The following is a 12,690-nucleotide window of genomic DNA, read 5'->3' on the forward strand; positions in this document are numbered from 1 at the left end:
CAACCAGTTACTGCACCGCCTCGGCCACCACGACCTGCACGCACCCCGACCGCTCGCGGCATAACCCCCGACGAACTAACGGGCGCACCCACTAGCTGAGGCAGATCGCCCGATAAGAACACAGCCATCGTAGGCGGCTCGACCTGTCGCCCATGAAGCTCAGGAATCGGTATCGGCGGCACGGAGTTTCGCCAGCAGCGGTTCGGCCGCCTCGGCGAGGAACCGGTCCTGCTGTTCGTCGCCGATTTCGACGACAGCGATGTCGGTGAAGCCAGCGTCCTGGTAGGGCCGCACCGCCGCCACGATGGCGTCGAGATCGGGACCGCACGGGATCGTCTCGGCGATATCATGCGGGCGAACGAACTGCGTCGCGGCCGCGAAACTCGCCGGCGTAGGCAGGTTCGAGTTGACATCCCAGCCGCCCACCGACCACCGGAACTGCTCGTGGGCACGCTGGATTGCTTTGTCGCGGTCGGTATCCCAGCTGATCGGCAGTTGCCCGGTGACGCGGGGCTTCGCCGCAGCGGAGTCGGTCGCGCGCATGCGATGCCATGACCGAACAAGTTCAGCATCGGGACTGGTGCTGACCATCTCGTCGGCCAACGGGGCGAGTCGCTGCACCGATCGTGGTCCGGATACCGCGACCGCGATCGGCACCGGCTGGTCCGGCAAGTCCCATACCTTGGCGGCGTCGACTCGATACCAGTCGCCTAGTCGGCTGACCGTCCCGCCCGCGTGCAGATCACGAATGATGCCGATGGCCTCCGCGAGTCGCTCCAGCCGTTCCTCGAGCCCGGGCCAGCCCGCGCCGATCACGTGTTCGTTGAGGCTCTCGCCGCTTCCGAGTCCAAGGGTGAACCGCCCTTCGGCCAGGATCTGCAATGTCGCCGCCTGCTGCGCCACAATCGCCGGGTGGTAGCGCATGGTCGGGCACGTCACGTAGGTCATCAATGGGATTCGCCGGGTCGCCTGTGCGACGGCCCCGAGGGTGGTCCAGGCGTTCGGGGCGTGTCCCTGCTCCTCGAGCCACGGTGCGTAGTGGTCGCTGCTGACCAGGAAGTCGAATCCTGCCTTTTCAGCGGCGACCGCATAGCGGACGAGTTCGCGTGGGCCGCTCTGCTCGGTCATCAGTGTGTATCCGAATCGGGTCACTGTCGCTCCTTCTCGCTCGGCGGTGGATATCGGTGGGCTACCCGTCTACCGCGTAGTTATCGGTGACGCTTTCCACGCATGCGAGCAAAGGGAAGTCGCGCCCCTGGTAGTACCGGGACCGCCGGATATGTCAGTGCGCGGTGTCGTCCATCGCCTCGCGCACCATGTCGAGCGCGACTTCGACGGTGCGCCGCAGCACGTCTTCGGGTTCGCCATCGAAGTGCTCATGCCGTGCCCAGGTCACAGTCTCGGCGTGGACTGCCAGCCATACCGATCCCGCCGGTTCACCGTCCTGGGGATCGGGACCGCCCACCCCGGTCACAGCCACGGCGACGTCGGCGCCGAGCAATTTCCGCACACCGGCCGCCATGGCTCGCGCCGCGGTCTCCGATACGACAGGCACCTGGGGAACCCCGAGCACTTGGTGTTTGACATCCGCACTGTAGGCAACCACAGCACCGCGCAACCACTGCGCCGAATCCTGGGCAGCGCCCAACGCCGACGACAACTGGCCGCAGGTCAAGGATTCGGCAACCGCCACCGTCCGTTTCGACCGCATGGCGGCCGCGGCCACTCGGCTAGCACACTCATCGATTCTGGACATCGAACCACCCTATCGACTCCAGCGGATCCGCCGACCTTTCCAGTTGGCGGTTATACGTTGGCCGGAGTCTTGGCCGGCGGGTGTATGACGCCAGTGAAATTTCCGCTGGCCAGGTTGTAGGTGTGCTGGCGTATGGCGTCTCTTTTCTGGGCAACAGGTGAACGCATTGATGTTCGGCTGCCTGAATCCAACTCGCACCTGCGTGGCCAGCTCACCTATTGGAGAGCGCATGGTCAGCGAGTGCGGCGATGACCGGTCCGAGTGTTCTGGCGTAACCGACGGTGAGGTGATTATCGTCGCGGTACACCAGGTTGTCACCGATGATGAGGGGGCAGCGGGCGGCCGTGCAGAACAGCGGGGTCAGATCGGCGTACTGGCCGCCGCCGGCGGTGGCCGCCGCCTGCTCGGCCGCGATGCCCGCGTCATCGACCGCGACCGGCCGTGCCGGCGTGCATGGCGCGGGATCGTCGATATGTTCGGACAGGCATACCGGCACGGTGGTGTGCGGATCGGGGATCGACCCGAGAACCAGGACCGCCGCTCCGGTCGCTCGCAGTTGGCCGACGAGGTGGTTGAGGCTCTCGATCCAGGCCTGGTCGTAAGAGCTGAAGCCGAAGTCGGCGCCGTAGCGCCGGGACATGCTCAGCACGATGAGGCTGGGGCGTTCGGCCCGCAATCGGGTCAGGATCTGGTCGCGCCACTGCTCGCATTCGGTGTACTCCCGGCCCAGATAGGGGCTGGTGATGGGCAAGCCGAGCAGTGGGCAGGTGACCTTGGCCATGGTTTCCAGGCGCCAGTGCCGCTGCGCGGCGATCGGCTCGAACGCCGGATGCCACATCGCGGCATGCGAATCGCCGACCAGGGCCACTGTCGTGGTCGAGTCCGGATCGCCGGAGGCGCACTCGGCCTGTCCCACCTCACGCCACGATCGCACGCAGCCGTCGACGAACACGCCCGCCTTGTCGCCGGGCGCGTCGGCCAGCGAGGGAGTGAGATTCGAAGGGACAGATCGGATTTCAGCCGAGGCAGCGACTGCGGCCTGCGTCTGTGCGGTCAGCTGCCGGACCGCCGCATCACGCGCGTCGGCGCTGGAAGTGGCCGGTGCGGCGGGTGTGGCGAGCGTGAGAGCCGCGGCCGCCGCACCACGGCCGACCGGGACGGGAATGAGCACGAGCAGCGTCAGTCCCGCACAACCGGCCACCGCGGTGATCGCGCCACCGCAGGCGAGGCTGCGTGCGGCCGATCCTCGCAACGCAGCGGCGAAGCGAACCGGATTCTCGACCAGCCACCACGTGAGCATGGCTAGTCCACCAGCCACCATGACCGCGCCCATGGAGCCGCTCAGTCCGAGCTGGTGACCGAGCACACGCGGCGCCAACAGCAAAACCGGCCAGTGCCACAGATACCAGGAGTACGACACCCGGCCGATCGCCCGCATTACGGGCAGTGCCAGTCCGCGCCCAACTCCGAATCGTGTTCCCACACAACCCGATACGATCACCAGGGCAGTACCGATAACTGGCAGTATGGCCGCGGTGCCGGGATATGGTGTCTGGCCGTTCAGCCGGGCACATGCCACGACGATCAGGACCAGCCCGATCCATCCGGCAGCGGCGGCGACCGCTTGCGGCAAACGCGACCACGCAACGGCCGACAGCGCGATCATGCCGCCGACACCCAGTTCCCACGCCCGCGTCGGCAGCGAGAAGAACGCCCATGCTGGCAGATTGCGGGTCCAGATCAGCGAGATGACGAAGGAGAGCGCGGCGACAATCGCAAGAACACTCAGGTACGGGAACACAGCTGCCGCGCCGATTCGGCGGCGCCGCGCGAACCAGGCCGTTACCGCGATCAGTACGGGCCACAACAGATAGAACTGTTCCTCCACACCCAGCGACCAAAAGTGCTGAAACGGCGACGGAGACGTGTCACCGGCAAGGTAGTCGGTGCCGCGCAGCGCGAGCCGATAGTTCCCGGCATACAAGGCACTGGCGATCCCATCGCCGAGCACCTGGCGAGCCTGCAGCGGTGGCAGCAGTACGGCCGCTGCGATCGCGGTGGCAACCACCACGAAACCTGCTGCGGGCAGCAGACGGCGGGCCCGCGCGCCGTAGAACCGGACCAGCCCGACGGTGTCGGCGGAAGCCGCTTGCCGCCAAAGGATTCCGGTGACGAGGAAGCCGGAAATGACGAAAAAGACGTCGACACCGACGAATCCGCCCCCATCCCCGGGCAAGTTCGCATGAAAAAGCACAACGGCTAGTACGGCAACTGCTCGCAACCCCTCGATGTCGGGCCGAAACGTCGCGCGCGGTGTCGTATTGATCGCCTGATCAGCCCGCCGATCTATCAATCCGCCGCTCGCCGCCACCGTCATGCGCGGCATTGTTGTCGATCACGTCAGCTATGTCACGGCAACTCACCGCACGCCAGGCTTCGGCCTTTCGGCCCCACTGGCGATGAAACGCGACCACCACCCGAGCCTGCTCGGTGGCCAGTTCGTTATACACCTCCGCCATTTGACTATAGTGTTATATAGTCAGCTGCGACGTCATCGCATCAGGAAGGCAGACATGACCACAATCGAAGGCGCTATCGCACTGGTGACCGGCGGGCAGCGCGGCCTCGGCCGCGCTTTTACCGAGGAGCTCCTGGCGCGTGGTGCGGCCAAGGTCTACGCCACCGCACGCAAAGTCGAGGCAGGCGAAGACTCTCGGGTCGTCCCGCTCGAATTGGAAGTTACCGACCCGGATTCGATTGCGGCCGTGGCCGATCGGGCCACTGACGTGAACATCGTCATCAACAACGCGGGTGTATTGCGTCCAGCGCCGCTACTGCACGCCGAAATGGCCGATGTCGTCGAAACATTCGAGACCAACGTCTTCGGCCCCCTGCGCATCGCCCAGGCCTTCGCCCCTATCCTCGCGGCCAATGGTGGTGGCGCACTAGTGGATATCCACTCCGTGCTGTCCTGGAGTTCCGGGGCCGCAGCGTACGGCGCGTCCAAGGCGGCCCTGTGGTCTCTGACCAACTCCCTGCGCGTCGAACTGGCGGCACAGGGTACCCAGGTCGTCGGCGTCCACCTTGGGTTCGCCGACACCGACATGGTGAAGGCCATCGATGTCGTCAAGCTCAGCCCCGCCACGGTCGCCGCCGCACTCGCCGACGGCCTGGAACAGGGTGCGCACGAGGTACTCGTCGATGAGTTCACCCGGCAGGTGAAGGCCTCTCTCTCCGGTCCCGTGGAAAACCTGGTCCTTCCGTTCCGTCGCTGAAACTTCGCTTCGTCCAAAGGAATCCACCATGCCGCTCTGGCACATTTACCACCCCCCGAACACCTACACCAGCGAGGACAAGCAAAACTTCGCCCGGGACATCACCGCCTACTATGCCCGCGTCGGTCTGCCGGAGTTCTACGCCGTAGCACTGTTCCACGAACTCCCCGCCGACTCCTTCTATGTGGGCGGCAAACCCACCACCGCCTCGGTGCGCATCACCATCGACCACCTCGCCCGTCAACTCGATGACCCCGAGATGCGAAAGCGCATGACCCGGGGCCTCGACGCCCTCATGACCCCTTATACGCACGACCGCGGCCTGTACCTCGAATTCAATATCAACGAGGTGGCCCGCGACACCTGGATGATCGCCGGCCTCTTCCCGCCGCCGATCGGCAGCGATATCGAGCAGACCTGGGCCGAGGAAAACAAACCCACCCCGTACTGAAGCCGGGGCCGTAACGCAGCTAAGCGGGGCGATGCCGACTGTAGGCGGGGCGGCCGTTCCTCACTGGTTTACGACGCTTTTGGTACCCACCATGCGTACCAAGCTCAGGATCGGCAGTCCGATCACCAAATGTTCGATCGCGGTGGAGATTCCGATCCAGAGGTGGCTCGACAGTGCCAGTGGAATGATCACGGCCGCGGCGGTGAGGATTCCCACGATCCAGTTGAAGAACAATTCCGGTGATGGAGTGCCGAGGCGCAGCAGATACCAGAGCACCCCGGCCAGCAGCGTGCAGATGAAGGCCACGGCCGCGAACCAGTACGCATCCTGGGCCATCGGGTTCCACACCCCGAACTTGCCGCTCTCGGTCACTCGGGTGGCGATGATCTCGATGATCCAGGCGCACAGCCAAGCGGCGAGCGCGGTTACCACCGCAGCCGCGAATACACCGCCGACGAACATACCGATGTTGACGTCCGGACCTTGCTGTCGTCGAGACTGCCGGTCCGGATAATCGGATTGCTGATACGTGCTGTATCCGTGGTCTCGGCTATATCCGTGATCCTGACTGTAACCGTGATCCTGGCTGTAACTGGCGTCTTGGCTGGATCCGTGATCCTGGCTATAGGCGGGGTCACGGTAGTTCCCCGGCTGAAAACCGGATTCGTAACGTGCGGTGTGCTGGTCGCGCGGGTCCCTGGGGTTCAACCGCCGATCACCTCCGTCGAGAGCATGCGTGTGCGTCGAGTGTAGGGCGGCCGCGAACAGGCCGCTGCCCGCTTGTCTTTTCCGGCGTTCCGTTCACTCTGGGTCGGCACAGCTTGACATACGCCGCTGTCGGGTTCGCCCGTGGCTGTCGACAGACATGCGCTGAGCGCCAACAATGTTCGATCGGCCACGAGCGGTGAGCATTAGTCGCGCCAGACGGGCGGGCGCTTCGTGAGGAAGGCCACCATCCCTTCGCGGGCATCGGGAAGTTGGGCGGCGGCGGCCATGACTTCCAGGGCGAGGGCGTAGGCATCTGCTTCGGGCCGGTCGAGTTGGCTGTAGAGGGTGCGTTTGCCGAGCGCCTTGCTGGCCCGGCTGCCTCTGGTCGCGCGGGCGAGCAACTCGTCTACGGCGGTGTCCAGCTCGGCGTCCGGCACCGCTCGGTTGATCAGCCCCCACTGCTCGGCGGTGCGGGCATCGATCGGGTCGCCGGTGAGCGCCAGTTCCATCAGACGTTTACGGCCGACGGCGCGCGCCACCGGCACCGCCGGAGTATGGCAGAACCAGCCTCCCTTGCCGCCGGGGAGCGCGAAACCGGCCGATTCGGCGGCGACGGCAAGATCGCATGAGGCCACCAGCTGGCAGCCGGCGGCCGTGGCCAAACCGTGCACCCGGGCGATCACCACCTGCGGCACCGACTGGATGGTCGACATGAGCTCGGTGCACAGTGTGAGCAGTTCCCGCACGCCGAGTAGATCGCGCGCGGCGACGTCGGCGAAATCATGTCCCGCGCAGAACACCGGACCGTGCGCCCCCAGCACTATGCCGGTGGCGTCGGTCTCCCCGGCAGTCCGAAACGATGCGAGTAGTTCTGCCAGATGCTCGCCTGACAGCGCATTGCGCCGCTGCGGCCGGTTCATGGTGATCCGCACGGTGTCGCCGTCCCGCGCGACCAGCACATGCTGATATTCCAAGGCGGTCATCTGTCCACCGTAGATCGTCGACGCCGCCTCAACAGGGCCTATCGACCCACGACAGTGGGACCAGTGGCCCTGTCCCTGCCACGCTCGAGTAAATACCGTCGGACGAAGTGATCCACGAATGAGCAGGGCAGGAGGGCACGAGATGACATCGGTGAGATCAGATAGAGCCACGTCCGACTTCGTGGTTGCCGATACGATCGAGCACCTTCGACACGACTTCCCCGCTCTCGCCGCCGACGTTCTCCACGCCGCCGCTGCCCGCGCGCGACACGATCTCTGCCATTCGCCAGCTGATTGGTTGCCCGAACTCGCCGAGCGGTTGGCGTGGTGGCGGCTCGAAACGGCTTCGGGTGCGTTCCATCCGTGGAGTCCGATCCGTCCCGCGGCAACAACCTGATCAGGTTCAGCGGTCAAGCTGACGCGGGGTAGAGCTCGGACTGCAGCAGGCGGGCCAGGTGTGCGGCATTGCCGGCAAGTGTGCGCGTGGTGGTGGCGACGGTCTCCGGGGTGCTGTCGAGGTCTCGGAAATCGGTGCTGCCCATGGCTTCTCCGTTCCAGTAGGTGCAACCCTGGGCGGGGATGGTGAAGCCGATGTCGTTGAGTCCCTGGAACAGATCGGCGACGATCTTGTGTGCGCCGTCCTCGTTGCCGACTACCGCGGCGACGGCGACTTTGCCGAACATGGCGGGACGCCCTTGTGAGTCGGTGTTCGAGAGCTCGGCGTCCAAGCGTTCGAGCACTCGCTGAGCAATCGAGGACATGTGCCCCAGCCAGGTCGGGGTGGCGATGACGAGGATGTCGGCGGCCAAGATGTGGTCTCGCAGCACGGGCCATTGATCACCCGGCCCCTCATCCGCGGTGACGCCGGGGCTGACATCGAAATCCACCACCCGCAGCATATTTCCCTTGACCTGATGCTCGGCCAACTCGTCGAGAACTTGTCGGGCGATGGTCTCGCTACTCGACGGCGCCGGCGACTTCTTCAAGGTGCAAACCAGTGCGAGTGCGTTCAATACGGGCATGGTCTCTGCAGCTCCTGTGAATAAAATTGTCCGAACTCAGCTTTCGACGGATACCCGTTCACGCCCGGCCAAACGTATTCGCGGCCGTAGGTTTTCGATCACCGGCGGTGGATCATCGCCGCCGACCACGGCACGCGGAGCGGTGAGTACAGCCCATATGCGGCATCCGCTGGTGCGGCCGCCGGTTTCGCCGTTGAGATCACGCATCGCCATCGCCGTTGCACGCGGACCCACGCTGCCCGGCGGCTCGTCGCAATGCGATCACGAGGCCGCAGATTTATTGCGAGGCAACGGCGTGGTCCGCGCTCACCACGTCAGGAAATGGTGTCGTCAACGGCTGAAAACAGGCCCCGCACCGGGTAAGTGGTGATCATTTCGTGTGGGGTTTGCTGATGGCGTCTTTGGCGCGGTCCATCATCGCCGCGAATGGTCCGACGAGCAGATTCGCGCCCGCGGACTCGACGCCGGGATGCGGACGTGTCGGCGCCATGGCTTCGGCGAATTTCACCGCATTGCGCAGGCGTGCCAGCTCATCGGGTTCCAGCTCGGAACGCAATCGGTTGAACTCCTCGTGCTCCTCGTGTTCGGCGTGCGCGAGCACCCCGTCGCGCAGGGCCGCGAGCTTGGCGTCGAACTCGGGGGAATCGATATCGACCGCTTCGATGTCGGCGAGCTGGCGCTTGGCTTTGTTTTCCTCGTCGAGACGCGCCTGGATGATGTCGGCACCGTCATGGACTTCTCGCCGGAAGCGCGGGTGGATGATTTCTTCCTCGGCGGTTTCGTGGACCGCCAGCAAGCGGCGCAGTTCGTAGAACTTCTGCTCCCGCTGCTCAGCCGTTGGGGCCTGCTCGACCTGGGCGAACAGTTCGCGGATACGCACGTGCTGCTCGATCAGGAACGTGACGACATCATCGGTGGTGTTGATCGACGTTGCTTCCACGATGGTCTCCTTGGACAAGTAGTACGGTCAGCGCGACTTGCGCTGCTGCGGCCTTACCCCTGGAAGGGGACAGCAAACACTTCGCGAGCTGGGGCACCGCTCTGCGATAACGGTGCCGAGCAGCGCGGACTGCTCGGCACCGCGAAAATCCTCTGCAGGCCAGAAAAATCGCTACTCGCCGGCGTCACACCAGGAGGCGACCATCACCGATCTCGTGGCGAAATCTGATCGAACTGGTCAGCCCGGAATGTGCTGTTCGTGCGTGAACGGCTTGCTGCCCTGCACCACGGGCTCACCGCCCGGGTTCATCTGCGTGCCGTGGTTCTCGCGCTCACCGCTGCGCAGCCACTGGCCGACCGGATCCTCGACGTAGCGCCATTCCATCCCTTCCGGCCACGGACCGCGTCCCTCGTTCCATGGCCCGCGCGCACTCTCGGCGCCGTTCGACATGTTGAACGCGACGTTCTGGAAACGATCGTCTCCTGGCAGCGTTCCGGGAGGGAAGTTCACCGGCAGGTCGTTCAGCGCCGCAGTGAACTGCTGGAAATGCGCGACCTCACGAGTCATCAGGAACGACAACGTATCCTGCACACCCGGGTCGTCGGTGAACTGCTTGAGGTATTCGTAGACGATCTTCGCCCGCGACTCCGCCGCGAGGTTGCTGCGCAAGTCCACCGACGGCTCGCCGTTGGAGTTCACGTACGCCCCCGACCACGGCACACCCGCGGAATTGCCCACATCGGGGCCGCCACCCTGCAACGCGAAGAACAACGGATCCGCGGCCACGTGATGGATCGCCTGTTCCCGTCCATCCGAGTTCGTCACGACCGGCATCCAGTCACACCGTTCGTTAGCCTGCTTCAGATCGTCGTTCAACCCGTCCAACAGCATCGTGATCATCGAACCGACGATCTCGAGATGACTGAACTCCTCGGTCGCGATGTCCATGAAAAGGTCGTACATCTTCGGGTTCTTGCGGCGCAGGACAAAAGCCTGGCTGAAGTACTGCATCGCCGCCTTCAATTCGCCGTTGGCGCCACCGAATTGTTCCTGTAGCAGGGTCGCGAACCGAGGGTCCGGTCGATCCACCCGCACCTCGAACTGCAGATCCTTGTTGTGAATGAACATCGCTCTCCTTGGTCGTCGACGTCATACTCCGAATACCTCGCGCCTACTCGCGATCATCGACCGGAAACCGCGCCAGCGAAACTCGGCTACGGCCGACATCCGCGTCACAAACGGCTGTTCGGCGACGAAAACCCGGCACCCCGCCTCTGACGCATCTCGATTTTGTCCGTCACCCGCCGCAGTCGTAGACCTGCGATGCCGCCCCACTGACATCGCTCACTTGGCCCATCATGCTCCCTCCCGACATACGAAGGATCACTATCAGTAAATTTTCAGCAACACTGCCCGATCGTTCACGTCGCGTCCCTTGGCGAAACCGCGGGTTCGGCAGAACGATCTGTCGGCACAGCACGAACTTCATCCGCCCGGGTCCAGGGGTGCCGCTACCTCGCGCCACCCTGACCGGAAGTGATGAATTCTGTTGCAACGCAACGAATCTGCTTTGTCATGTGTGGGCGCCGCCGTGCAGCCAGTCGGACCAGGGGATGCCCCAATCGCCGTTCTGCCAGATGTCGAGGGGGTCGCCGCCGGTATTGCGGACTTCAACGACATCGCCGGGGATCACGAAGTCGTAAAACCATGCGGCGTCGTTGGGGGAGATGTTCAGGCAGCCGTGTGAGACGTTGGTGTTGCCTTGGGCCCACATGGTTGCGGCAAGTTCGTGCACGTAGATTCCGTCATGGCTGATGCGGACCGCATGGTTGATGCTGGTGCGGTAGCCGAGTCCGGAGTTGGTGGGCAGGCCGTAGCTAGCGGAGTCCATGATCACCGGGTCTTTTTGGTCCAGCACGGTGTAGATGCCCGGGCGCGTCCAGAACGACATGGCTCGGCCGCCGATGACCGCGGTGCCGCCCCTGCCCATCGATGTGGGCATGGTGCGCACCAGGTTTCCGTTGTCGAAGACCTCGATCTGTTTGGTGTCGTCATCGGCGATCGCGACGTGCGCTGGCCCGATGATCACCGACACTCGTTGGTCGCGCAGGCCGTAGCGGCCCTCGCCGAGCGCGAGGCCGAACAGTTCGGCCGCGATCGTGATCCTGGTTCCCGGTGCGTGATAGTGCTCTGGGCGCCAGTGTGCGTTCTGATCGTCGAGCCAGTACCAGGCACCGGTGACGGGCGGGTCGGTGGTGACCTCGAGGTGGGGTTCCACGGCTGCCCGGTCCACGGGTTCGTCGAAATGGGCGACAAGCACGAAACCTATTCCGTAGGTGTCGTTTTCGGCTAGTTCAACGAGATTGGCGGAGCGGAGGGAGACGTCGACGAGCTGTCGGGGGCGCACCGTGGTGCAGGTTGTCGTCGCGGTGACATCGCCGGTCTCGCCGTTGGCCACGGCTTTGGCGGTGTAGGTGTGTCCGTAGCCGAGTGGTTCAGCACTGGTCCAGCTGCGGTGATCGGGCGACGATGCGCCCGGCAGTGATCTGCCCGTTTCATCTGTCCAATCGACCGACCGCAGCGTCCCGTCGGTGACGGTGATCGTGGCGTGGCTGCGCGCTTGGACATCGTGGGTGCCGGGTGGGGGATCGAATCCGATTGTGGCGGATGTGGATGGCGGCGCGGAGTCTCGCACCCACCCGCACCCGGTCAGGGCCAGGCCTCCCGCACCGGCGAAGCCGATCAGCAGCCGACGACGTCCCAATGCCACCGTCTATCTCCCTTCTCCGGGGTGCTGGGCCGACCTGTGTCTCGTCAGCATGCGGCAGCTATGTGCCGTCCGGGACACCGACGACCAGCATCTCCACCGATCCGTCGCACAACCGATACCGTTCGGCGATTGATCCGGGTATCCGCTGAGACGGTCATCGGCGGTCCGCAAAACCCTCTGACGGTCACACGGGCTGATTGCGCAAAGGTCAGCTGTAAGCCGACTCGGGGCCGCACGATGCCGACCAGGCTGATCAATGATCAGCGGCTGAAGTGCGGCCGATACCTCGGATGTAGTCCCGGATCGAACGGGTGCACCGGAAGATCCGAATGGCCAGCATGCCGGCTTCAGCCGCTCCAGTGGCCGGATGGCCGTTCTACCGATGCGGGATTCTTTGTCCCACAACCCACCTGCTAGGACACGTGCGTCAATTACACAGCGCCGCTGAGGTTTTCAGTTTGGCGCGGACTCGTTCCTCGACGCCCATCGCTGTAGGTGTTTCCCGAACTGCCGCACCACTTTTCGTGCGCAGCTGCTGAACTTTCTGGAGCGTTACCAGCGTCGTACACGATCAACTTGCCGGGGACGCGAGTTGACTGGCCGGGCCGGTGTCCGGCTCTTGGCGACGCTCCCGATCCGGCTGTTGCGGCACACCGCCATCCACGCGCCGCTGCGTATCGCTGAATGGCGCGAGATCTCAGAATATCGGACTGATGGGCTCCCGCCGCAGCCTCGGCGAGGACTATGCTCGGATAAGAGCGTCAGGGGTGTTGACGTCAGCAGGA

At 64.5% G+C, this 12,690-nt stretch carries 13 protein-coding genes; 2 read left to right on the forward strand and 11 right to left on the reverse strand.

Translation table 11 applies throughout. The annotated features are described in order from the left end of the window. Positions 1-159: 159 nt before the first annotated feature. From ACIBG0_RS25560 to ACIBG0_RS25575, 4 genes are all read right to left on the reverse strand, one after another. Positions 160-1,152: a TIGR03557 family F420-dependent LLM class oxidoreductase gene (locus ACIBG0_RS25560; RefSeq protein WP_397035500.1), complete on the reverse strand. Its 993-nt coding sequence runs from the start codon at positions 1,150-1,152 to the stop codon at positions 160-162. A 130-nt stretch (positions 1,153-1,282) separates the two neighbouring features. Then, the gene (locus tag ACIBG0_RS25565; RefSeq protein ID WP_397035501.1) at positions 1,283-1,756 is read right to left on the reverse strand and encodes a CinA family protein; all 474 of its coding nucleotides are present in this window, start codon (positions 1,754-1,756) and stop codon (positions 1,283-1,285) included. 211 nt (positions 1,757-1,967) lie between these two features. Continuing rightward, positions 1,968-4,133, reverse strand: coding sequence for an acyltransferase family protein (locus tag ACIBG0_RS25570; RefSeq protein WP_397035502.1), 2,166 nt, complete (start codon positions 4,131-4,133; stop codon positions 1,968-1,970). Then, positions 4,090-4,275, reverse strand: a complete 186-nt coding sequence (locus ACIBG0_RS25575) for a hypothetical protein (RefSeq protein WP_397035503.1) — start codon at positions 4,273-4,275, stop codon at positions 4,090-4,092. The genes ACIBG0_RS25570 and ACIBG0_RS25575 overlap by 44 nt, the downstream gene beginning before the upstream one ends. 54 nt (positions 4,276-4,329) lie before the next feature. On the opposite strand from ACIBG0_RS25575, the gene ACIBG0_RS25580 reads away from it, so the two are divergent. Together ACIBG0_RS25580 and ACIBG0_RS25585 are read left to right on the forward strand one after the other, a co-directional pair. Next, positions 4,330-5,031, forward strand: coding sequence for an SDR family oxidoreductase (locus ACIBG0_RS25580; protein ID WP_397035504.1), 702 nt, complete (start codon positions 4,330-4,332; stop codon positions 5,029-5,031). Between the two features lie 28 nt (positions 5,032-5,059). Next, positions 5,060-5,482, forward strand: a complete 423-nt coding sequence (locus ACIBG0_RS25585) for a tautomerase family protein (RefSeq protein WP_397035505.1) — start codon at positions 5,060-5,062, stop codon at positions 5,480-5,482. Between the two features lie 60 nt (positions 5,483-5,542). On the opposite strand, the gene ACIBG0_RS25590 is transcribed toward ACIBG0_RS25585, so the two are convergent. From ACIBG0_RS25590 to ACIBG0_RS25620, 7 genes are all read right to left on the reverse strand, one after another. Next, the gene (locus tag ACIBG0_RS25590; RefSeq protein ID WP_397035506.1) at positions 5,543-6,190 is read right to left on the reverse strand and encodes a hypothetical protein; all 648 of its coding nucleotides are present in this window, start codon (positions 6,188-6,190) and stop codon (positions 5,543-5,545) included. A gap of 203 nt (positions 6,191-6,393) precedes the next feature. Further along, the gene (locus ACIBG0_RS25595; RefSeq protein ID WP_397035507.1) at positions 6,394-7,173 is read right to left on the reverse strand and encodes an enoyl-CoA hydratase-related protein; all 780 of its coding nucleotides are present in this window, start codon (positions 7,171-7,173) and stop codon (positions 6,394-6,396) included. Between the two features lie 157 nt (positions 7,174-7,330). After that, entirely contained in the window at positions 7,331-7,534 is a 204-nt protein-coding gene (locus tag ACIBG0_RS25600; RefSeq protein WP_397035508.1) for a hypothetical protein, read from the reverse strand. 49 nt (positions 7,535-7,583) lie between these two features. Further along, positions 7,584-8,195 carry a flavodoxin family protein gene (locus ACIBG0_RS25605; protein ID WP_397035509.1) on the reverse strand — a complete coding sequence of 204 codons (612 nt, stop codon included), beginning with the start codon at positions 8,193-8,195 and terminating at the stop codon, positions 7,584-7,586. Between the two features lie 370 nt (positions 8,196-8,565). After that, positions 8,566-9,135: a hemerythrin domain-containing protein gene (locus ACIBG0_RS25610; RefSeq protein ID WP_397035510.1), complete on the reverse strand. Its 570-nt coding sequence runs from the start codon at positions 9,133-9,135 to the stop codon at positions 8,566-8,568. Between the two features lie 237 nt (positions 9,136-9,372). After that, a complete protein-coding gene (locus ACIBG0_RS25615; protein WP_397035511.1) occupies positions 9,373-10,263 on the reverse strand; it encodes a manganese catalase family protein in 891 nt (296 codons plus the stop codon). Between the two features lie 445 nt (positions 10,264-10,708). Then, on the reverse strand, positions 10,709-11,905 hold the full coding sequence (locus ACIBG0_RS25620; protein ID WP_397035512.1) for an Ig-like domain-containing protein: 1,197 nt from the start codon (positions 11,903-11,905) through the stop codon (positions 10,709-10,711). Positions 11,906-12,690 lie beyond the last annotated feature (785 nt).

Origin of the sequence: Nocardia sp. NPDC050630 (assembly GCF_044457245.1) — a bacterium.
Taxonomy (GTDB): Bacteria; Actinomycetota; Actinomycetes; order Mycobacteriales; family Mycobacteriaceae; genus Nocardia.